The organism is Sphingobium sp. B7D2B (genome assembly GCF_025961895.1).
GTDB lineage: Bacteria > Pseudomonadota > Alphaproteobacteria > Sphingomonadales > Sphingomonadaceae > Sphingobium.
On record NZ_JAOQOM010000001.1, the window covers coordinates 602,323 to 624,591 of the forward strand.

The 22,269-nt window shown below is 63.9% G+C and carries 17 protein-coding genes; 10 read left to right on the top strand and 7 right to left on the bottom strand.

The window, feature by feature from the left end; genetic code table 11:
- Nucleotides 1-199: 199 nt before the first annotated feature.
- Nucleotides 200-1,327 (bottom strand): pyridoxal phosphate-dependent aminotransferase, encoded by a 1,128-nt coding sequence (locus M2341_RS02720; protein WP_264584125.1) that lies wholly within the window; start codon nucleotides 1,325-1,327, stop codon nucleotides 200-202.
- Nucleotides 1,328-1,737: 410 nt separating this feature from the next.
- Between M2341_RS02720 and M2341_RS02725 the strand changes: the two genes are divergently transcribed.
- Nucleotides 1,738-2,904 (top strand): MalY/PatB family protein, encoded by a 1,167-nt coding sequence (locus M2341_RS02725; RefSeq protein WP_264584126.1) that lies wholly within the window; start codon nucleotides 1,738-1,740, stop codon nucleotides 2,902-2,904.
- 28 nt (nucleotides 2,905-2,932) lie between these two features.
- On the opposite strand, the gene M2341_RS02730 is transcribed toward M2341_RS02725, so the two are convergent.
- Nucleotides 2,933-3,865: a LysR family transcriptional regulator gene (locus M2341_RS02730; RefSeq protein ID WP_264578286.1), complete on the bottom strand. Its 933-nt coding sequence runs from the start codon at nucleotides 3,863-3,865 to the stop codon at nucleotides 2,933-2,935.
- A 399-nt stretch (nucleotides 3,866-4,264) separates the two neighbouring features.
- Between M2341_RS02730 and M2341_RS02735 the strand changes: the two genes are divergently transcribed.
- Genes M2341_RS02735 through M2341_RS02745 form a run of 3 tightly spaced genes read left to right on the top strand, consistent with a single transcriptional unit; the run spans nucleotide 4,265 to nucleotide 7,938 of the window.
- Nucleotides 4,265-5,605 carry a spinster family MFS transporter gene (locus tag M2341_RS02735; protein WP_264570812.1) on the top strand — a complete coding sequence of 447 codons (1,341 nt, stop codon included), beginning with the start codon at nucleotides 4,265-4,267 and terminating at the stop codon, nucleotides 5,603-5,605.
- A gap of 10 nt (nucleotides 5,606-5,615) precedes the next feature.
- A complete protein-coding gene (locus M2341_RS02740) occupies nucleotides 5,616-6,137 on the top strand; it encodes a c-type cytochrome (protein WP_264570811.1) in 522 nt (173 codons plus the stop codon).
- Between the two features lie 37 nt (nucleotides 6,138-6,174).
- Nucleotides 6,175-7,938 (top strand): pyrroloquinoline quinone-dependent dehydrogenase, encoded by a 1,764-nt coding sequence (locus M2341_RS02745; protein WP_264584127.1) that lies wholly within the window; start codon nucleotides 6,175-6,177, stop codon nucleotides 7,936-7,938.
- A gap of 18 nt (nucleotides 7,939-7,956) precedes the next feature.
- Here M2341_RS02745 and M2341_RS02750 read toward each other — a convergent pair whose 3' ends face one another.
- The 5 genes from M2341_RS02750 to M2341_RS02770 all read right to left on the bottom strand — a co-directional run bounded on the left by M2341_RS02750 (nucleotide 7,957) and on the right by M2341_RS02770 (nucleotide 14,108).
- Complete coding sequence (locus M2341_RS02750; protein WP_264584128.1) at nucleotides 7,957-8,841, bottom strand: MBL fold metallo-hydrolase; 885 nt, start codon at nucleotides 8,839-8,841, stop codon at nucleotides 7,957-7,959.
- 61 nt (nucleotides 8,842-8,902) lie between these two features.
- Nucleotides 8,903-9,652, bottom strand: coding sequence for a glutathione S-transferase family protein (locus M2341_RS02755; RefSeq protein WP_264584129.1), 750 nt, complete (start codon nucleotides 9,650-9,652; stop codon nucleotides 8,903-8,905).
- Between the two features lie 67 nt (nucleotides 9,653-9,719).
- Nucleotides 9,720-10,577 (bottom strand): 3-mercaptopyruvate sulfurtransferase, encoded by an 858-nt coding sequence (gene sseA / locus M2341_RS02760; RefSeq protein WP_264584130.1) that lies wholly within the window; start codon nucleotides 10,575-10,577, stop codon nucleotides 9,720-9,722.
- Between the two features lie 117 nt (nucleotides 10,578-10,694).
- Nucleotides 10,695-13,016: a TonB-dependent receptor gene (locus tag M2341_RS02765; RefSeq protein ID WP_264584131.1), complete on the bottom strand. Its 2,322-nt coding sequence runs from the start codon at nucleotides 13,014-13,016 to the stop codon at nucleotides 10,695-10,697.
- 201 nt (nucleotides 13,017-13,217) lie between these two features.
- Nucleotides 13,218-14,108 carry a TauD/TfdA dioxygenase family protein gene (locus M2341_RS02770; RefSeq protein ID WP_264584132.1) on the bottom strand — a complete coding sequence of 297 codons (891 nt, stop codon included), beginning with the start codon at nucleotides 14,106-14,108 and terminating at the stop codon, nucleotides 13,218-13,220.
- A gap of 222 nt (nucleotides 14,109-14,330) precedes the next feature.
- Between M2341_RS02770 and M2341_RS02775 the strand changes: the two genes are divergently transcribed.
- The 6 genes from M2341_RS02775 (at nucleotide 14,331) to nirD (ending at nucleotide 22,221) form a co-directional block, all read left to right on the top strand.
- A complete protein-coding gene (locus M2341_RS02775) occupies nucleotides 14,331-14,912 on the top strand; it encodes an ANTAR domain-containing response regulator (RefSeq protein ID WP_264578074.1) in 582 nt (193 codons plus the stop codon).
- Nucleotides 14,909-16,117, top strand: a complete 1,209-nt coding sequence (locus tag M2341_RS02780) for a CmpA/NrtA family ABC transporter substrate-binding protein (RefSeq protein ID WP_264584133.1) — start codon at nucleotides 14,909-14,911, stop codon at nucleotides 16,115-16,117. Before M2341_RS02775 ends, M2341_RS02780 begins: the two co-directional genes overlap by 4 nt.
- Nucleotides 16,118-16,633: 516 nt before the next feature.
- On the top strand, nucleotides 16,634-17,884 hold the full coding sequence (locus tag M2341_RS02785; protein WP_264584134.1) for a nitrate/nitrite transporter: 1,251 nt from the start codon (nucleotides 16,634-16,636) through the stop codon (nucleotides 17,882-17,884).
- Nucleotides 17,885-17,940: 56 nt separating this feature from the next.
- A complete protein-coding gene (locus M2341_RS02790; protein WP_264584135.1) occupies nucleotides 17,941-19,131 on the top strand; it encodes an alginate export family protein in 1,191 nt (396 codons plus the stop codon).
- Between the two features lie 205 nt (nucleotides 19,132-19,336).
- A complete protein-coding gene (nirB, locus tag M2341_RS02795; protein WP_264584136.1) occupies nucleotides 19,337-21,886 on the top strand; it encodes a nitrite reductase large subunit NirB in 2,550 nt (849 codons plus the stop codon).
- Complete coding sequence (nirD, locus tag M2341_RS02800) at nucleotides 21,883-22,221, top strand: nitrite reductase small subunit NirD (protein WP_264574324.1); 339 nt, start codon at nucleotides 21,883-21,885, stop codon at nucleotides 22,219-22,221. Before nirB ends, nirD begins: the two co-directional genes overlap by 4 nt.
- Nucleotides 22,222-22,269: the final 48 nt, after the last annotated feature.

Below are 22,269 nucleotides of genomic sequence, written 5' to 3' on the forward strand. Positions count from 1 at the left end.
TCGAGCTGAACTCAGGTACATTGCCTACCTGATATTCTGCGCTCGACCAGAAGTCGATCGATGGCATGGACGGATTGCTGTCCCTCGGTGCCCTCATCCACATCGATCACCAGGACAGGTCAAAGACCGTTATTTCCTTTTCTTGACGCGAAGGATCAATATGCGGCTACGAGATCTAACCACTCGGTGGATGTGACAGTTAAACCATTAATTCGATAATGTTCGGCAGCGCCTCGGCATAGCGTGCAACGTCGTGAAGATGACCGACGGAGACGCGGGAGTACTGCGTCCACTCACCGAACGCGCCCCGGATGACGATGTTGCGCTCGCGCATGGCGCGGTCGAGGGCGTCGGCATCCGGGACTTTGACGAAGACGAAATTGGTCTGGCTGGGCAGGGCGGTCAGACCGGCGCGGGCGACGGCATCCAGGATCATTTCGCGCCCCTCGCGGATCGAGGCCAGGGATGCGGCGAGAAAAGCCTCGTCATTATAGCAGGCGATCGCGGCAGAGATGCCTGCGACGTTGCCGCCAAAACTCGTCATGTAGCTGCGGATGCGCGCGGCATTCTCTTCGCTGGTCAGCGCATAGCCGACGCGCAGCCCAGCCATGCCGTAGATTTTCGAGAAGGTCCGGGTGACGATCACATCTTCACCAGCGCGGACCAGATCGACCAGCGAGCTTTCCTCCGGCTGATCCGAGAGTTCGTTATAGGCTTCGTCCACCAGCAAGGTGGTGCCATTTTGAGAGACGGTGCGCGCGAAGGCGCGCAAGGCGGCGTTGTCCAGCGCCATGCCGGTCGGGTTGTTCGGGTTGACGAGGTGGACGAGCGCAACGTCCTCGCTGAGGTGGCCCGCCATGCCATCGAGATCGAAGTTCATGTCCGCGGCCAGCGGGACATAGATGCACTCGACGCCCTTGCGTTCCGCGAAGAGGATTGGCGCGTCCCAGAACAGGCTGGGGCAGATGATCGATCCCTTCTGCCCCCAGGCCAGCGCGGTTGCGCACAGGATTTCGGTCGATCCGGCGCCGAGCACGACCTGCGCGGGCGTCACGCCATGGCGCTCGGCGATCATCGAGGTGAGATGGAAGACGCCCCGGTCGGCATAATAGCAGCCGGACCCGGCCGTTTCAGCGAGTGCCTTGAGCGCGCTGGGGGCGGGGCCGAACGGATTTTCGTTCCCCACGAGCCGCGCCTGGCCGGGGAGCGGCCCAAACAGGCTGGCGACTGGCGCATCGCGATCGGTCTGCAGGAAAGGAACATTCACGGCCCCGCCTTGAACCAGGCCAGGTGCCCGGGCCGGCGCGCGCTTCTTATCCTGCATCATCTCGATATCTCCTAAGGTCTTTATTGTGCGATGGGGGCCCGCTGATGGGGACGGCCATCAGGCGCTAAGCCTGCCGCAGAGGCGCGGCTGGGCGAACCTGCCGCGCGCCCCTAAACAATGGCCATAAATTAGAAATTGCGTTGATATTGAATGGTTTGATCGAAATCTTATTCGGCGGGAATCTATGGCCCTGCCGTGGGACCGTCAAGAAAACGGCCATGAACCGGGCGCATAACCAATATCAGAATTCATCATTGGTGTTGGCCGAGGCAGCATCTCAATTTGAGGTGGATTATAAGGCGATGGGCCGGCGTGATGTTCGCGCGGTTCAGGCAAGCCTGCGCGCGTGTGACGGACGCTGAACGAAGCATTGTCATACGCCGCGTCGGGGCCGTGGCTGAGGATGTGCTGTGACTTTCATCGAAAAGACCGACCGCATTACCATTGACGATCTGCGCCGCACCGGTGCGACGAAATGGGCGGTGCAGGATGATCTGATCGGCGCCTTCGTCGCGGAGATGGACTTTGGTATCGCGCCCGTGATCACCAAGGCGCTGCATGAAATCGTCGATCAGGGGGCCTTCGGATATCTGCCGACCCGCTTCACTGCCGAGTTGCGGGCCGCAACGGCGCAGATGCTTCAGTCGCGTCACGGCTGGACGGTCGAGCCTGCCGATGTGCGCGTGGTGCCGGATGTCATCAAGGCGCTGGAACTGGCGATCGAGCATCATTCGCGGGCCGGATCGAAAATCATCGTGCCGACCCCATCCTACATGCCCTTCCTCTCCATCCCGCCGATGATGGGACGCGAGGTCATCGAAGTGCCGATGCGGTATGAGGATGGGCATTATGCGCTCGATATGGCCGGCATCCAGGAGGCGTTCGATCAGGGCGGCAATCTGCTGATCCTGTGCAACCCCTATAATCCCGTGGGCCGTGTGTTCAGCCGCGCGGAGCTGGAAGCCGTTGCGGAACTGGTTGAGCGCAATGGTGGCCGGGTGTTCTCCGATGAGATTTGGGCGCCGCTGACCTATGCCGGCAACCGGCACTTGCCTTATGCCTCGGTCAACGAGGTTGCGGCGGGCCATGCCATTACCGCGCTCTCCGCATCAAAGGCGTGGAACTTGCCGGGCCTGAAATGCGCGCAGGTGATCACGAGTAACGATGCGGATCGGGCGATCTGGAACAAGATCGGCTTTTTCGCGGCCCATGGCACCGCCAATCTCGGCGTCGTGGCCAATGCCGTGGCCTATCGCGAGGGCTTCCCCTGGCTGGAAGACGTGGTGGCCTATCTCGACCGGAACCGCAGGGCTATGGCGGACCTCGTCCACGATCTGCTGCCCGGCGTGCGCTACCATATACCAGAGGGCACCTATGTCGGCTGGCTGGACTTTCGCGGGTCCGCTGTCGCCGACAATCCGGGTGCCTTCTTCAAGGAGAAGGCCGGCGTCTATCTTACCGAGGGCGTGACGTGTGGCAAGGACTTCGCAGGGTTCGCCCGCTTCATTTTCGCCACGCCCCTACCCATCATGCAAGAGGCAATGGACCGGATGAGCAAGGCGATGAAGGCGCTGTGATTGCGGCCGCCGGGATGGGTCTTCAGCCTCACCCGCCCCGGTTCTTCGTCGCGTCGTTGAACATGCCGAACATCGACTTGCGCAGCCATGAGACGAGCGGATCATTGTTATAGCGGCGGTGCCAATATTGCAGCACCTCGATGGTGCCGGTATCGAAATCCAGCTCCAATATCTTGATATCGTGGATCTTCTTCATGAAGGTGGCGAGCGATCGCGGGTAAAGCGCGATCAGCGTCTTGTCATTCGAGACGATGAAGGGCGTCGCGCTTGCATTGGGCGTGATGATCCGGGAGTTGCGGCGCAGGCCCCGACTGTCGAGCATATGATCAACCCGTGTCTTGGCGGCGGACCGAATCTGGTGGATGACATGATCGGCAGCGGCATAGTCCGCGATCGTCATCACGCCGTCATAGGGATAGTCGGTCGCGCAGATGACGACCATGTCGTCGTCGTAGAGCTTCTGGCACATCAAATCGAGCGAGGGCGAGGCGATGAAGCCCACATAGAGATCGAGCTTGCCGTCCAGCAATTCCTGCTCGGCTTCATGGGCAAGGCTCATGACTGTCTGAATCTTGCAGCTCGGCGCCGTGTTGCGGACGAACTCGAGCAGGGTCGGCATCAGCATGATCTCGCCGACATCGCCGAGCGCAAGATGCAGGGTCCGCTCGGCCAGTTCCGGCTGGAAGGATGCGGTCGAGAGCAGGATATTCCCTGCCGATTGAAGAATCTCGTTGATCGGCCCCGCCAGTTCCAGCGCTTTTGGGGTTGGCATCATGCGGTTGCGCGTCTTGACGAACAGCTCGTCCCCCAGCAGGCGGCGCAACCGGGTGAGCGCGTGACTGGCCGAGCTTTGCGACATGGACAGCTCGTCGGCGGCGGCGCTGACGCTCTGATGCTCCAGGACCGCACCCAGCACGACCAGCAGGTTCAGATCGAAATTGCGAAGCTTGCCATATTCCATATCCGCTCCTTATTCCGTCGCAGTCGCTTGCGCGAGGCTTCAGCGTTATCGTCTTTGCCGGCAAAGGCCAGTGCCCACGATGCGACAGCCTCAGCCGCGCAAAGGGGATGTTCTTGTTTAGCCGATTGGCCTGCTCATCGAAGGCCCGGTGCTATGCAGCAGGTCGATGACCAATATGGATCAGGCGCCATGGTGAGCGCCGCGGCGCCATGTTAGCCATCGGGGAAATATCATCCGGGCGAACGCACATCCCACCCGATTGCCTTCGCCGTGCATGATGGACAATGAGGGGCTGCAGCCCGACCTGAGAGGATGACGACCGTATGAGCGGAGTTGGATTTAGCGGCGTATCTGCGCATCGCATCGCCCCCGTTTCATATCGAGTTTGAAGGCCGTTCTATGTCATCGATCCCTTCTTCAGCCGCCGCACCGGCCGCTCTTGACGCCTCAGTATCGCGCGACGGCGGGTGGACCCCCCGGTCGATCTATATGCTCGCCTTGCTCACCCTGGCTTATGCCTTCAACTATTTCGACCGGCTGCTGATCTCGCTGCTCTTCCCGCTCATTCAGGCGGACCTCAAGCTGACCGACACAGAGCTGGGTCTGATCACCGGCGTTGCCTTCGTGCTGATCTATGCGGTGATGGGCATTCCCATTGCGCGACTGGCGGACCGGTGGAACCGCAAGATGATCATCGGCATCGGCTTCTCCTTCTGGAGCGTGATGACGCTGGCGACGGGCTTCGTCACCAATGTGTGGCAGATGGCGGCGGCGCGCTTTTTGATGGGCGCCGGCGAGGCTGCGGGCACGCCGCCCTCCACCTCGCTGCTCTCCGACATTTTCGACAAGAAGCATCGGCCGCTGGCCTTCTCCATTATGGCATCCGGCACCGCCATATCCGGGCTGGTGTTCACGCCCATCGCGGGGTGGATGGGGCATCTTTATGGATGGCGCGTCGTCTATTGGGTGGCCGGTTGCGTGGGTCTAGGGCTGGGTCTGCTGATGATGCTGACGGTGCGCGAGCCGCAGCGTGGCCGCTTTGATGACAAGGCGCCGGATGGCGAGGCCGCCAAGCCGACATTCAAGAGTTCGCTGGCCTTCCTGCTCAAGCGCCGCACTTATGTGTTCGCGACGCTCGGCGCCGCCTTGGTGACGATCTCCTTCTATGCGCACATCGTTTGGAGCACGACCTTCATGCTGCGCGTGCACGGCATGAGCGTGGCGGAGAGCGCCAGCCTGCTCGGCCCCATTCGGGGTATTTCCGGCCTTGTCGGGGCGATCGGTGGCGGCATCCTGCTCGCACGCCTGCTGCGCTATGACGAGCGCTGGCGGATTTGGCTCCCGGCCCTGTGCTTCACCGCCGTGGGCCTTTCGCAATATGTCTTTCTCTTTTCGACGAATATCCTTTTCGTGGCGATCGGGGCGGCCATCGACAGCGTCGCCGCGAGCATGATGGTGCCATTGCTGTCCCTGTTGCTGATTCAGGTGATGCCGGTGCCGATCCGCTCCTTCGGCATGGCGCTCTACGTCCTCTCCATCGCCATTCTCGGCCAAATCATCGGCCCGCTGGGCGTCGGCATCCTCAACGACCAGCTGGCGACGATCTGGCAGGATGAGGCGATCCGCTATTCCATGGCGATCACGGCGTTTGTGGGGGTGATTGCAGGCCCGATCATGCTGCGGGCCGGGCGCCATCTCTCCAGTGACACAGCCGAAGCGCGGACATGGGCCGGTGCGTGAGGGCAGAACCATGAGCCGAACAGATCTCGTCCGGATATGGGCTGTGTCCCTCGCGGCTGTGGTTCTCTCAGCCTCCACGATTGCTGCCAGCGAACCGGCCGTGACCGTGTTCACGGCCGAGCAGGCGAGCGCGGGCGAGAAGGCCTATAACAGCCAGTGCGCGATGTGCCACGGCGCGGAACTGCGCGGTCCCAATGCGCCCGGCCTTGTCGGCACGGATGTGATGCAGAATTTCGACACGGTGGCAGGGCTATATACCTACATCAGCACAGCAATGCCGCCGCAGGCGCCCGGGCGACTTGCCGAGCAGGATTATCTGAACATCGTCGCCTATATCCTGAAGGCGAACGGGGCCCGCGCCGGCACAGCGCCGCTGGTCGGGGATCCGCAAGCGATGAAGGGCATGTCCCTTGCAGCCATTGCCGGCGCGCATGGCAGCGCGGCGCCCTCTGCATCCAGCGCGCCGCACGAGGCGCTTGAGGCCGTGCCGCAAGCCTACACCTGGGGCAAGACACTGCCGAGCGTGAAGTGATCCTGCCGCACCCGGTTGCTCAGATATGGAGTTTATAATGAGCAAGCCTTCCCTTGCTGCAATGACCTGTGCCGCTTTTGCCTTGGCAGGCCTTTCAGTGCCGTCCCACGCGCAAGGCGTGAGGGAGCGCTACGAGCCGGTCACTGACCAGATGCTGCGCGATCCGCCCGCAGCCGAGTGGCTCTCCTGGCGTCGCACGATCGACAATCAGGGATATAGTCCGCTCGCGCAGATCGACCGCGAGACGGTCGGCCAGTTGCAGCTCGTCTGGGCGTGGCCGATGGCTGATGTGGGCGTGCAGGAAACGGCGCCGCTGATGCACGATGGCATCCTCTTCCTGCAGACCAACAACAATATCGTCCAGGCGCTGGATGCCCGGACCGGCGACCTGATCTGGGAATATCGCCCGGCCCTCGCCAAGATTCCCGCCGACTGGAGCTATCAGGCCTATCAAAGCCGCCGCCAGAAGAACTCCATCGCGCTCTATGAGGATAGCGTGGTGCTCACCACGGTCGATGCGCGCATCATCATATTGGACGCGCGGACGGGCGAGCTCCGTCGCGAGGTGCAAGCTCTCGATTACCGCAAGGGCTATAGCTACACGGTCGGTCCGCTCGTCGTGAACGGCAAGATCATCTCGGCGATTTCGGGCTGCTCGACCGCCGGTTCGGCCGGCGGCTGCTACATCATGGCGCACGACTTCAAGACGCTCAAGGAGTTGTGGCGCGTCAACACTATCGACGATCCCGCCAATCCGGCGCAGGGCCGGAGCTGGGGGGAGGCGCCGCCGGCCAATCGCTGGGGCGGCACGCCCTGGGCAACTGGTTCTTACGATCCCCGGACGAACACCACCTTCTGGGGCACCGGCGGCCCCGGCCCTTATTCGGAGCTGATCCGCGGCACCGGCAAGGGCAACGTCCTCTACACCAATTCGACGCTGGCAATCGATGCCGATACCGGCAAGATCAAATGGTATTACCAGCATCTCCCCCGCGACAACTGGGATCTGGACAGCCCCTTCGAGCGCGTGCTGGTCGATGTGCCGGAGGGCGGCAAGATGCGCCGCCTGATGATCTCCGTGGCGGGCAAGAACGGCATCTTCTTCGCGCTGGATCGCGACACGGGGAAATATCTCTGGTCGAAGGACACGGTGTTCCAGAATTCCGTCTCGCGCATCGATCCGGACGGGACGGTTCATCCCAATGAGGCGATGATCATCAAGGCGCTGGGCGAGGAAGTGAATATCTGCACCTCCATTTCCGGCGGCAAATTGTGGCAGGCCGGTGCCTACAGTCCGCTCACCGGGCAATTCTATGTGCCGCTGACGGAGGCGTGCAACACCATCTCGGCGACGCAGACCAAGTTCACCACCGGCAACATCATCGCATCCATGAAGTTCGGGCCGCGCACCTTGCCGGAAGGGGTGACGGATGCGGGACTGGTCGAGGCAATCAATATCGGCGCGCGCAAGCCGAGCGTTGAAGGCTGGAAGGCGCGGCAGCGCACCGTCCCGACATCCTCGCTGCTGGCGACCGGGGGCGGGCTGGTGATCGGCGGCGATGCGGGCCGCTTCGTCAAGGCCTGGGACCAGAAGACCGGCGTGGTCCTCTGGCAGCAGCGGCTCAATGCGCCGGTCGGCGGCTCGCCGATGACCTATGAGCTGGACGGCGAGCAATATCTCGTCGTCCCCACCGGCTATAGTGTTTCGGCAAGCTCCATCGCGGCGGCGTTCCCGGAGACACCGCTGCCCTCCGGCGCGGGCAACTCGATCTTCGTGTTCAAGCTGCCGGCGAAGAAATGACCTGCCTGAACGACGTCCTCAAAAGGCGTCGATGGGAATCTTGAGGTAGCGCACGCCATTGCTTTCCGGCGCTGGCAGATGGCCACCCTGCATGTTCACCTGTATGGACGGCATCAGGAGCTGAGGAATGGCAAGCGACCTGTCGCGGGCCTCGCGCATCGCGACGAAACTGTCCTCATCGATGCCGTCCCGCACATGGACATTCGCCGCGCGCTGGGCGGCCACGGTCGTTTCCCAGCAAAAGCTGTCCCGGCCGGGTGCCTTGTAATCATGGCAGAGGAACAGCCGCGTCTCGGCGGGCAGGGCGAGGAGGCGGCGGATCGAGCGGAACAGGGTCCGCGCATCGCCGCCGGGAAAGTCCGCGCGGGCCGTGCCGTAATCCGGCATGAACAGCGTGTCGCCGACAAAGGCGGCGTCGCCGATGAGAAAGGCGAGATCAGCTGGGGTGTGCCCGGGCACATGGAGAACCTCGCAGTCGAGATTCCCTAGGGGCAGGCTGTCACCATCGTCCAGCAGCCGGTCGAACTGCGATCCATCCCGCACGAAATCGCTACCGGCATTGAACAGCCGCCCGAACAGCGCCTGCACGGTGATGATCGCGCGGCTGACCGCCAATTGGCCGCCGAGCCTCGCCTGCAGATAGGGCGCTGCGGAGAGATGATCGGCATGGATATGGGTTTCCAGGTGCCAGGCGACGCTCAGTTCCGCCTCAAGCACGTGAGCCGTGATGGCATCGGCCGAGGTGAACGCGGTGCGCCCGGAGGCCGGATCGAAATCCAGCACGCTGTCAATGATCGCCGCCTGCCGGGACAGCGGATCATGCACGACATAGCTGACGGTAAAGCTCGGCTCATGGAAAAAGGCGGCGATCCGGGGACCGCCGCGCGTCTGGCCTATCGTCATCGGTTTGATCTCGAATGGGCGCGGACAGCCGGCGAACCGGCCGTACACGGTCCGGATTTGTTCAGGCGGCCGGCATCTTCAGGCCGAAGATCGAATGCAGGCCGGGATGGCGACCGATGCCGCCGAACAGATCGCAGCCGCGCTCATACCAGTCGCGCAGGAAGTCATCCTCGGGGAGGGGCGGCGTCTTCGCGACCGAGGCAGCCCACAGGAAGATGGAGAGCGCGGAATAATCGGCAAAGTCGGGCGCCTCACCGCCGAGCCAGCTGCGCTCGCGCAGCACTTCGCGCAGCGGCTCGAGCTGCGGCACGACCAGCGGCAGGCGCTCTTCCCGTCCGGCCTGCGCGTCCTCCAGCGTGCGTCCGCCGAGGAAATCCCGCTCGCGGCTTTCGCGCACATAGGGGCGATCTTCCGGCAGGGAAAGATCGTGATAGTCGAGGATGTAGCATTGGAACCAGGGCTTGATCGCGGTAGCCCACAGCCAGGTGTCGAGGAACTTCACATAATCATGATGGTCCGGATTGCGGAACAGCATCGGGCGGTCGGGGTAAGTGCGGTCGAGATAATCCGCGACGACGAAATCGCCGCTGCGCAGGCTTTCGAACACCCATGTGTCGCCATCGCTGATGCCGGGATGAAAATCCGTGCGGCCGCCCGTGCGCCGCGAGAGCGAGGTAAAGCCACCCTCGCTCATCTCGGCCTCCAGCCCCTTGTGGGCCACGGCATATTTGGCCTGCCAGCAGAACGGGCTGATCGTGGCGCCGGTGACCAGATTGAGGTCGTAGATGCGAATGGGATGGGTCTGGGTCATGGCACTCTCTTTCGCCGGCCGAGGGGCGTGGTGGGGTTTGTTCGAAAAGAAGTCTGCTGCCGTCCGCTCAGGCGGAAGCAGGTTTAGCGGGGCCTTTGGCCTTGGGCAGGGACGGGTCGGCACCCCATTCCGTCCAGCTTCCGTCATAAAGCGCGACATCCTCCTTGCCGATCCGCTCCAGCGCGAGGGCAAGCGCGCAGGCGACGACACCGCCGCCGCAACTGGTGATGATCGGCTTGGAGAGGTCGACGCCGGCGTTCGCGAACACGCCCCTGAGCGTTTCGTCGCTCTTGAATGTCCCGTCCGCCTCGAACAGATCCCAGAAGGGCACGTTGATCGAGCCGGGCACATGTCCGGACGCAACGGCGGGATTGGGGTCTTCATCCGCGCCGCTGAAGTGGGCAGCGCCGCGGCCGTCGATATGCTGGGCGGTCTTGTCCTCGATGTTGCGCAGAACGTTGGCCTTGTCGCGCAGGCGCGCCGCATCGAACGACGCCGTGAAGGTGCTCGGCGTCCGCGTCTCGATTCCGCTCGCGAGTGGCCGCCCCTCGGCCTTCCATTTCGCCAGACCGCCATCGAGCATTGCCACGTTCGGCAGGCCGTACATGCGGAACATGAACCAGGCCCGCGCCGCCGTCTTCACCACGCTGTCATCATAGATGACGATGCGCTGGTCGGCAGAAATGCCCAGCTCGCGCATCCGGGCCGAAAACTGCTCCGCCTGCGGCATCGTGTTATCGATGGGGGAGGCGGCATCGACCAGATGGAGCAGATCGAGAAACACCGCGCCCGGAATGTGCCCGGCTTCATATTCGCTGGCGGACTGCCGCTCCGGCTCGAAATGATGCCGCGTCGCATCGACGATGCAGAGATCGGGAGCGCCAAGCTGCTCGGCGAGCCATTGAGTGGAAACGAGATTGTCCATAGCGGTCCTCATCGATGCCGGGCGACCCGTGTTTCGCGATGCGTCGCCATGCTGTTGTGCCGGTCAGGCAAAATCCGGGGCCTGGGACGGCCCCGGACCTGAACTTTCATTGTCTGCTCAGAACTCGTAGCGGGCAGTGACGGCCCACTCGCGCGGTCTAGACGGGGTGGCCTGGATGCCGGCCGTCGAGGTCGGGCCAATGCCGGTATAATAGAAGGTATCGGTCAGGTTGCTGACCGACGCCGAGAGCGTCAGCCCGCTCGCATCCGGCTGCCAGCTTACTCGCGCCCCAAGCAGGCCATAGCCCGGCTGGGACTGGCTGAGCGTGTTGCGCAGATCGTACCAGATGCGGCTGCGCCAGTTCCAGTCGGCCCGCAGGCTCACATCGCCGGCGGAACCCAGGTCGATGTCATACTGCGCCGCGACGGCATAGTTGAACGCCGGGGCACCGACCGGCTCGCACGTCGCGCAGGGCCCATTGGGAACGGCGGCCGCCGCGCCAAGATCGGTATAGTCGAACTTGTTATAGCCCAACATGCCATTCAGGGTCAGGCCCTGCGCAGGGCGCGCCGTTACCTCCGCCTCCACGCCACGAATGCGGGCGCTGCCGGCATTGGTGCGCAGCGAGTTGGGGACACCGTTGAGGTCCGGCACGATGGCGGTGACCTGGCGATTGGTGAAGTCCGTCTGGAAGACCGCGAAATTGGCCTGCAGCATCCGGTCGAACAGATTGAGCTTCGCACCCAGCTCGTAGGACGTCACCGTTTCCGGCAACACCGCAGTAACCTGCGCCGCGCTGAGCGGACGCGGATTGAAGCCGCCCGAGCGGAAGCCGCTGGAAACCGCGCCGTAAAGGAACACGTCTTCGCTGGCCTTGAAGTCCAGACCGACGCGATAGTCGACACGATCATAGGCGACATCGGCCGTGGTGTAAGCGAAGGGCCGCGTGCCGGTCTCGTAATAGAGACGGTCGAACACATAGTCCTTCTTCTCGTTGCTGTAGCGCAGGCCACCGTTCAGCTTGAGCTGATCGGTGAGCGCAAAGGCGACATGCGCGAAGGCCGAGTAGTTCTTGCTCTTCGAGATATCCTTGGTGAACTGGGTCAGGTTGAGCGTAGCGAAGTAGACCCAGCTGTCATAATTGCCGGTGGCGGTGTAATAATAGCCGCCCAGCGTCCAATCCAGCCGGTCATCGATCATCAGGCCCGACAGGCGGACTTCCTGGCTGAACTGGTGGTGGCCCAAAGTCTCCGCGCTGCCGCCCAGGTCCATCGGCGAGCCATCGCCATCGCGCCCGAAGAAACCGTCATATTTTCGCCACGCCGTGATCGAGGTGAGGCTGATATTCTCGCCGAGTTTCCAGTCGATCTTGCCGGTGATGCCCCACTGATCGAGATTGCTCTCATTGGGCAGGGCCAGACCGTTGCGGCCGGGCTGATAGGCGGCATAGGTCGTGTAGGGCGAGTTGGTGATGAAGCGGCTGTCGTAGGTAGTCCCGTACAGCGGCACGCCGATGGTGGCATTGTATGACGTCAGCGTCGGGCTGATGGTGAGCAGCTTGTAAGCGCTCTGCGCCGTATGATCACGGGAATAATCGCCCGTCACGGTCACTTCGAGATCATCGCTCACCAGCGCGCGCAGAGAGGCCCGCGCCGCCTTGGTGTTGATGTTGCCGAGCTTGCCGACCTCACATCCGGATTCCGTCGTTCTCTGGCGCAGCAGGTAGGACAGCGGCGCCGTGCCCGCGCCGGTGCTGCCGGGGTTGGCGCAGGCGAAGTCCAGCACGGACATATAGCCCTCGCGGCTCAGCGACGCACCGGAAACGCGCAGGAAGACGCGATCCTTGATGAGCGACGCATCGAAGGCGCCGCGCACGTCCATGCGGTCGTAGCTGCCTGCGGTCGCTTCGACATAGCCGGTGTTGCTGCCGGTCGCCTGCTTGGAAACGAGCCGAAGCGCGCCGCCGAGCGAGTTCTTGCCGAACAGCGTGCCCTGCGGACCGCGCAGAACCTCAGCGCGCTCCAGGTCCAGCAGGCCGAGCACGCCGCCGAACACCGTGCCGTGATACACGTCGTCAACATAGACGCCGATCGCAGGCTCGATGGTGAACTGATAGTCGGACTCGCCGATGCCACGGATGGTCGACTGGAGCGACTTGCCAAAGGCAGCGCTGCCTTCCCGCAGATAGATGTTCGGCGTGGTGTTGGACAATGCGGTCACGTCCCGCGCATCGCGCGCCACTAGTTCGTCGCCGGTGACGGCGGTGATGGCGATCGGCACGGTCTGCAGGCGTTCCTCGCGGAAGCGCGCCGTCACCACGATGTCACCGTCGGTTCTGGCCGTCTCGGCCGCATCCTGCGCGATGGCAGGCGCCGTGACGCACAGGCTTGCCAGCACGGCTGCCGATGCAGAACAACCAAAAATCGTCTTGAGCCCCATATCACTCTCCCTTGAAATCGCTGCTACTCTAAGCGCCGCTCTTTGGGCGGTAGCTTGGCTGGCGCGTGGGCCGCGGCTGACGAGCCGGCGGCGTGTCGATCCAACGATGGGCGGATATCATCGCTCATGAACAGCGGCCATGAGGGCGCGGCGATAACCGTTATTCAGCTTGTGCATATCGACCCCCCACGGCGGCGCTGATCAGGTCCGCCGCGCCTCGATCGCTGACATTTCCTCGCCATATTCACAAATGGTCGAGCGACGCAGGTCGCGCTTCACACCGAAGTAATCGAACGGGCGGGCGCGATGCAGGGTGCACCGATTGTCCCAGATGAGCAGGTCTCCCTGCTGCCACCGGTGGCTGTAGATAAATTGCGGCTGGGATGCGAAGGCGACGAGGGCGTCCAGCAAGGCGCGACCCTCGGCTTCATCCATGCCGATGATATGGTCCGCATGCGAGCCGATCACGAGGCACTTTCGGCCGGACGCGGACAGGCCAACAATGTCATGGGTGACCGCCGGATACATCTCCTTGAGCGCCAGCGTGCCCTCAAAGCCGATGCGCTGGCGCGAGATCCAGACATTATGCTCGGCAATGCGCCCGTCGATACGGCTCCGTAGATCCTCGGGCAGCGCGTCGTACACGGCACGGGTGTCGACCAGCTCCGTCTCACCGCCCTCGCTGGTGACGCTGTGGCCGAGCAGGAGTGACCATTTGGTTGGCATGGCGTGGAAGGAACTGTCCATGTGGAACAGCTCATTGCCCTTGTTGTTGGCGACCGCCTTGTCGTCCGGCGCCATGATCTCTCCGTCCAGCCGAAGATTGGAGGCATCGTACAGCAATGGGCTGATCCGCTTGCGGGGAGCGGCGCCATCAGAGCGCGTGCCATGCGGCAATTCCAGCGGGCCGAACGCCCGGCTGAAGCGAATGTGATCCGCGTCATCGATGTGCGATTGCCCGCGGATGACGAGCACGGCATGTTGCGCCATCGCCTCTTCGACGAAGTCGACCAGCGCCTGATCCGGCTCGCTGGAAAGGTCAGCGCCGATAAGTTCCGCTGCAAACAGCGGATGAAGCGGATTGATCTCCATGCATCGTCTCCCGATATTTTTATCGAGACTTATGGCGTGGCCTGACGAGGGCAACGGTGTGGTGGCGCATGGGGCTTATCGGCTCCGTGCATAACGCCATCACGAAGTGGAGCTTGAGCCCGCCCCATTAGCCACTCGCCGTTACAGGCCGCGCCGCGGCTTTATGTTTGACTACAGCCCTTCGCTTGGCGCAGTTGCGCTGCGGGTGCGAAGAGAGATCTCATGAGAATCGTCATCGTCGATGATAGCGGCGCGCGCGCGACGGTCCTTGAGGAAGGGCTGCATGATGCCGGCTATGACGACATCCATGTCGTTCCCCCACGCGGCGCCTTCGTCGCGCGGCTCGAGCGCATGGCGCCGGACGTGGTGCTGATGGACCTCGGCAACCCCAGCCGCGATACACTGGAAGAAATGCTCACCGTCAGCCGTGCGCTGGCCAAGCCGATCGCGATGTTCGTCGACCAGTCGGATGACAGCATGATCGAGGCCGCGATCGATGCCGGCATCTCGGCCTATGTGGTGGACGGGCTGCGCAAGGAGCGGATCAAGCCGATCCTCGATCTGGCGATCCGTCGCTTCAATGCCTTCGCCCGGATGCAGGCTGAGCTGGACGATGCCCGCACGCAACTGGCCGACCGCAAGACGATCGACCGCGCCAAGGCCATCCTTATGGCCCAGCGCGGCCTCGGCGAGCCGGAGGCCTATGCGCTGCTCCGCTCCAGCGCGATGAACCAGGGGAAGAAGATGGTCGATATCGCCGCGGCCCTGATTACCGCGCATGACCTGCTGGGAGGCACGCCGTGACGCCGATCCGCATTGCTTTTTTGGGCCTGACCGATGCCGCCGTGCTCGTCGCCGCGCGCGAAAAGGGATTCGCGCAGGCCGAGGGCGTCGCGCTCGATCTGATGCGCGATACCAGTTGGGCGACGCTGCGCGACCGGCTCGTCTACGGCCAGGTGCAGGCCGCGCACATGCTGGCCCCGCTCGCGGTGGCGGTCACGCTGGGCTTGAGCCAGCAGCCTTGCGCGCTTTCCGCGCCCTACAAGCTCAACGTCAATGGCAATCTCATCGTCATGGCGCCCGGCTTTTCCGCCGCGCTGGAGCCGGGCACGTCCGCGCGCCTCAACGATCCGCTGGCGACCGCGCATGATTTCGCCACCGCCATCGGTCTGCATCATCGCAAGCCGATCATCGGCGTCGTCCATCGCTTTTCCAGCCATGCTCTTGTGCTGCGCTACTTCCTCGCCAGTGCCGGGATCGACCCGGACCGCGACGTGGTGATGCGCGTCCTGCCGCCTTCCTTGATGGTCGAGGCGATGCGCGCGGGCGAGATCGACGGGTTCACGGCGGGAGAGCCATGGGGCAGTGCGGCCATCGAGGCTGGGCTTGCCGAAGCCGTCGCCGCGAGCGAGCGTCTCTGGCAGCGCGGCGTCGAAAAGGTGCTCACCTTCCGCACCGACTGGATGGAAGCCAATCCGGATGCCGTCGATGCGCTGCTGCGCGCCATGGCCAAGGCGGCGCTCTGGTGCGACGATCCCGCCAATCGCGCGGAACTGGCCTTCCTGCTCGCCGGGCCGGCCTATCTTGATCAGCCAATCGCGCTGGTGGAGCGTGGGCTGGCCGGGCGCATCGTTGCGCGGCAGGGCGAGCCGCCGGTCGACCTGCCCGACTTCCTGCTCTTCGCCCGTGAGGCCACGCCCTTTCCCTGGCAGAGCCAGGCGCTGTGGATCTACTCCCAGTTCGTGCGCTGGCGCATGGTGAAGCCGAGCGAGGCGAGCCGCGCCAAGGCCGCGTCCGTCTTCCGCCCGGACATCTACCGCCGCGCGCTGGCCGACAGCGACGCGCCGATGCCGGGCGCCAGCAGCAAGGTGGAAGGCGCCCTCACCAGCCCACTCCCCATCGGCGCCCCGCGCGGCGCGATAACGCTGGGGCCGGATCGCTTCTTCGATGGCCGCAAGTTCGATCCGGATCAGATCGAGGCTTATCTGGCGGGGTTCGAGCGGGGATGAGGGCGGCTTGATCGAAGTCGGAACGCACACGGGGGCTTTGCGGAACACACCTCCGTTCGGCCTGAGTAGCTGCTGAGCCTGTCGAAGCAGCGTATCAAAGGACTGTCCCGCGCGCTGCTATGCTTCGATACGGCTCTTCGATACGCGCCGTGCGGCGCTACTCAGACCCTACTCAGCACGAACGGGAAAGATCGGCAAAGCCCGCGTCCGACGTCAAAGCGAACACGCTCGCCTGAAACTGCTCCGAGCCGCGCATAAAATTGGCCCACAATCGCCCTCCAACTCTGCCCAAAATTGTGCCTTGCAACATGAGCCGAATCGCGAGATAGTAGCCCCGTTACGCGACGAGGCGTGACCGCTTGGACAGGCGCTCCATTGAGGGAGCGGGCCGCGTCCTCCCAAATTTTGCAGCAAAGCCGCTGGCCAGACATGTGCATTTTTTGTGCGCATCGTCTGCCGAGCGGCTTTTTTCGTTTCACCGCCCATCAAGGGGCTTCGTCACTAAGGGGACGTGACATGGCAACGATAATCCGTGACGTACAGGGCATGAGCGCCACACCGGCATCATCCGAGAAAAGCAATTTCTGGCGCGTGGGCCACAAGCCGACGCTGATCGCCTCGTTTCTCTATTTCGATCTCGCCTTCATGGTCTGGGTGATGCTCGGCCCGCTTGCGCCGGACATCTCCGCTACGCTGGGCCTGTCCGCTGCGCAGAAAGGCCTGATGGTTGCAACACCCACGCTGATGGGCGCCATCCTGCGCGTCGTGAACGGGCTGCTGGTGGACCGGATCGGTCCCAAGCTCTCCGGCGCGATCAGCCAGGTCATCGTCATCTTCGGACTGATGACGGCGTGGATGATGGGCGTGGACAGCTTCGGCGGCACGCTGGCGCTGGGCGTGATCCTCGGCTTTGCGGGCGCCAGCTTTGCCATCGCGTTGCCGCTCGCCAGTCGCTGGTATCCGCCCGAGCATCAGGGCAAGGCGATGGGTCTTGCCGGCATGGGCAATTCCGGCACGGTCCTCGCCGCGCTGTTCGCGCCGACGCTGGCCAAGCTCTTTGGCTGGAACGCGGTGTTGGGCCTCGCCTGCATTCCGCTCGCGATCGTCTTCGTGATCTACATGGTGATGGCCAAGGACGCGCCGAATCAGCCCGCGCCCAAGAATGTCCTCGAATATTTCAAACCGCTCCAGACGGCGGACGCCTGGTGGCTGATGGGCTTTTATGCCGTCACGTTCGGCGGTTTCTCGGGACTGTCCGCCTCGCTCAGCATCTACTTTACCGACCAGTTCCTGCTCAGCCCGATCATGGCCGGTTATTGCACGGCGGCCTGCGTGTTCGCCGGATCACTGGTACGGCCGATGGGCGGGGCGCTGGCGGATCGGGTCGGCGGCATCAACACGCTTGTGCTGGTGTTCCTCGTCGCCGCGCTGGCCCTTGCCGGGGTGAGCATGGCGACCACGCTCCCCGCCGCTCTCGGTCTTTTCGTGCTGGCCATGCTGGCGCTGGGGACGGGCAATGGTGCGGTGTTCCAGCTCGTGCCGCAGCGCTTCCAGGCGGAAATCGGCATCATGACCGGGCTGGTCGGCATGGCTGGCGGCGTGGGCGGCTTCTACTTGGCCTCCTCGCTCGGGTTTGCCAAGCAACTCACCGGCAGCTTCTCTTCGGGCTTCCTGATCTTCGCCGGCCTCGCGGTTCTGGCGCTCGCGGGGATGCTGGCGGTCAAGAGCAAGTGGCGCGCGACCTGGACGACCGGCGCGCGCATCTGATGACGTGACGATGGGGCGGGGCCGGTGGCTCCGCCCGTCTCATCAGGGGGAAAATCATGAAATACTTTTCTATCACGGCGGCCCTGCTGGTCGCCGCCGGGCCGGCTTGCGCCCAGGATCTGACGGTCAAGCCGCTCGCCGAACTGCGCCTGCGCTATGAGAGCGTCGATCAGGACGGGCTGGCCCAGCCGCAAGCCGATGCGGCAACGGCCCGGCTCCGCGCCGGCGCGCAAGCCAGCCTCGGGCCACTCTCCGCGCTGGTGGAAGGGCAGGGCACGCTCCGCCTCGCAGGGGATGCCTTTGACGGGTTGAACGGCGCAGCCAACCGGCCGCTTATCGCCGACCCGCAAAATGTGGCTCTGTCCCGCGCGCAGATTGCCTATCGCGCGCCCGCCTTCGCGCTGACGGCCGGGCGGCAGCGCATCATGCTGGATGACGAACGCTTCGTGGGTGCTGTGGGCTTCCGGCAGAACGGCCAGAGCTTCGATGCCGTGCGGGCCGAATGGACCGGCCTCCCCGGCCTGCGCGCGGATGTCGCCTATGTCTGGCAGGTGCGCACACTCTGGGGCGTGGATGGCGCCGGTGCCCGGCCGCGCAGCATCGACGGCGACAGCATGCTGACCAACGTCTCCGCAAAGACGCCGCTCGGCACCGTCACCGGCTTTGCCTATCTGATCGATCAGGACGAGGCGGCGGTGCAGGGCTATCGGCTCTCCAGCCAGACCTATGGCGTCCGGCTCGCCGGGGCGCGCAAGCTCTCGGCCTCCACGAAGCTCGGCTATGCGTTCAGCTACGCGCGGCAGAGCGATTATCGCCGCAATCCCAATGATTATGCGGCGGACTATTGGCTGGCGGACGTGACGCTGGATGTGGCCGCCCTCAAGCTCAATGCCGGCTATGAAGTGCTCGGCGCGTCCGGCGGCGCCGCGTTCACCAGCTTCCAGACGCCGATCGGCACCAATTTCAAGTTTCAGGGCTGGGCGGACAAGTTCCTCACCACCCCGCCCGATGGCCTGCGCGATCTTTACGCCGGCGCAAGCTACGGCCGGCGGGGTGTAACGGTGCAGGCCATTTATCACCGCTTCGAGAGTGACCGGCTGGAGCGGCATTATGGCGACGAGATCAATCTCCTCGCCAGTGTGAAGCGTGATAAGGCCACGGTATCTGCGCGTTTTGCACGCTATGAGGCGGACAGCTTCGGGACCGACACCAGCAAGCTGTGGCTGCAACTGGATTGGGCGCTGTGACGATGACGCGCCGGAATCGCTTGCGCGGTTTGGCGAATCGCGTCATGTTGCAGTGCGAAGGGCAAGGACGCCCGACGGATTTCATAGCTGAGACTGGCCCGCGGATGGGCCGTCAAGGCGCGATGTGATGGCAAAGCCGCCATCCAGGCTTCGGTTCAAACACCGGAGCCCGGATGGCGGCTTTTTTCGTTTTGGAGCAAGGCACATGGACTTCCAGGATTATCGGGGCGGAGGGGCAGCACCGGAGGCGGGACCATCGGAAGGGGCATCGGGCGGCAGCGCCGCGCCCCGCGAACATCTGGTGGTAATCGGCAATGGCATGGCCGGTTGCCGCGCCGTCGAGGAGCTGCTGGCGCGCGATGCCGGGCGCTACCGCGTCACCATCTTCGGCGCCGAGCCGCATGTGAACTATAACCGCATCATGCTCTCCCCCGTGCTGGCCGGGGAAAAGAGCTTTGACGAGATCGTCATCAATACGGCCGACTGGTATCGGGAGAACGGCATCGATCTGATCATGAGCGATCCGGTCATCGCTATCGATCGTGCCGCGCGCACCGTCACCAGCCGTTCGGGCCGGATCGTCGCTTATGACCGCCTGCTCATCGCCACCGGATCGGACCCGTTCATCATCCCCGTACCCGGGTATGACTTGCCCGGCGTCATCAGCTTCCGCGACATGAAGGATGTCGACACGATGGTCGCCGCAGCCGATGCCAAAAATAACGGGGGTGGCGGCGAGGCGATCGTGATCGGTGGCGGGTTGCTCGGGCTGGAGGCGGCGCACGGACTCTCCCTGCGCGGCATGAAGGTGACGGTGCTGCACCTGCCCGGCACGCTCATGGAGCGCCAGCTTGATGAAGCCGCGGGCTGGCTGCTCAAGACGGCGCTGGAGGCGCGTGGCCAGACCATCCTCACCGGTGCCGATACCGCTGAAATCTTTGGGCAGGGCAAGGTCGAGGGCGTGCGCCTGAAAGATGGCCGCGAGATCCCCGCCAGCCTCGTCGTCATGGCCGTCGGCATCCGCCCTTCTGTCGCGTTGGCGCGCGAGGCGGGGCTCGAGGTCGGTCGCGGCATCAAGGTCGACGATCATATGGTTACCTCGGACCCCGCGATTCTGGCCGTCGGCGAATGCGTCGAGCATGACGGGCAGGTCTACGGCCTCGTCGCGCCCTTGTGGGACATGTGCCGCAGCCTGGCGGACGGCCTCACCGGCAAGGTCAACCCCTATCGCGGTTCGGTTACCTCCACCAAGCTCAAGGTCTCGGGCATCGACGTCTTCTCCGCGGGCGATTTCTCCGGCGCGGGCGCAGGCTGCGAGGACATCGTGCTGCGCGATGCCAGCCGGGGCGTCTACAAGCGCCTCGTGCTGCAGGATGACCGTATCGTCGGCGCGGTGCTTTATGGCGATACGGCGGATGGCAGCTGGTATTTCGACCTTCTCAAGAAGGGGGAGAGCATCGCGGACCTGCGCGATCTGCTGATCTTCGGCCAGGCCTTCGCCTCCGGGGGTGGGCAGGCGGACCCTAAGGCGGCCGTTGCGGCGCTCTCGGACGATGCCGAGATTTGCGGCTGCAACGGCGTTTCCAAGGGGCAGGTCGTCTCCTGCATCGCCAAGGGCGCCCACAGCCTCGATGCGGTGCGCGCGACCTGCAAGGCCTCGGCCAGCTGCGGCTCCTGCACGGGCCTCGTCGAGACATTGCTGGCGATCACGCTGGGCGATGATGTCCAGTCCGGTCCCAAGACGATGTGCAAATGCACCAGCTTCACCCATGACGATGTGCGCCGGGAGATCGTCGCGCAGGGCATGCGGTCGATCCCCGAGGTGATGCAGAAGCTGCACTGGACCACGCCGGATGGCTGCGCCTCCTGCCGTCCCGCGCTCAATTATTATCTGCTCTGCGCCCTGCCGGGTGACTATGTGGACGACCAGCAGAGCCGCTTCGTCAACGAACGCCTCCATGCCAACATCCAGAAGGACGGCACTTATTCGGTCGTGCCGCGCATGTGGGGCGGCCTCACCAATCCGCGCGAGCTGCGCGCCATCGCCGATGTGGTCGAGAAATATGAGGCGCCGATGGTCAAGGTCACCGGCGGCCAGCGGCTCGACATCTTCGGCATCAAGAAGGAGGATCTGCCCGCCGTCTGGGCGGATCTCAATGCCGCCGGCATGGTCTCGGGCCATGCCTATGGCAAAGCGCTGCGCACGGTGAAGACCTGCGTGGGCAGCGATTGGTGCCGCTTCGGCACGCAGGATTCCACCGGGCTTGGCGTGCGGCTGGAGAAGATGAGCTGGGGCTCGTGGATGCCCCACAAGTTCAAGATCGCTGTCTCCGGCTGCCCCCGCAATTGCGCGGAAGCGACGATCAAGGATTTCGGCGTGGTCTGCGTGGACTCGGGCTATGAGCTGCATGTGGCGGGCAATGGCGGAATCCATGTGCGCGCCACGGACCTCCTCTGCCGCGTCTTCACCGAGCAGCAGGTGCTCGATTATTGCGCGGCTTACATCCAGCTCTACCGCGAAGAAGCCCGCTATCTGGAGCGCACCGCCCCCTGGGTCGAGCGGGTCGGCATCGATTATGTGAAGCAGCGCATCGTCGAGGACGAAGTGGGGCGCGAGGCCCTGTGCGCCCGCTTCCTTTATTCGCAGAGCTTCAGTCAGGACGACCCCTGGGCGTCGCGCGCGGAAGGCGGAGAGCGCGAGCAGCACGCACATATGGCGCAGTTCAAACCCGTCAAAGCGGAGGAAATGGCATGATCGGCGATTGGCTCGACATCGGCTGGGTGAACGAGATTCCCGTGCGCGGCAGCCGCACCGTCACCGTGGATGGCGCCGGGGAGATCGCCGTGTTCCGCACCGGGGACGACAAGGTCTTTGCCCTGCGCAACCGCTGCCCGCACAAGGGCGGCCCGCTGAGCCAGGGCATCGTCCATGGCCACAGTGTCGCCTGCCCGCTGCACAACTGGAACATCGCGCTGGCGACCGGAGAGGCGCAGGGTGAGGACAAGGGCTGCACGCCGACGATTCCCGTGAAGGTCGATGGCGGTCGGGTGCTGATCTGCCGCACCGGCACGCTGCAGGCGGCGGCGTGATGGGGGCTCACAAGCAGAAGCCCTTCCTCTTCAGAGGAGGGGTTGGGG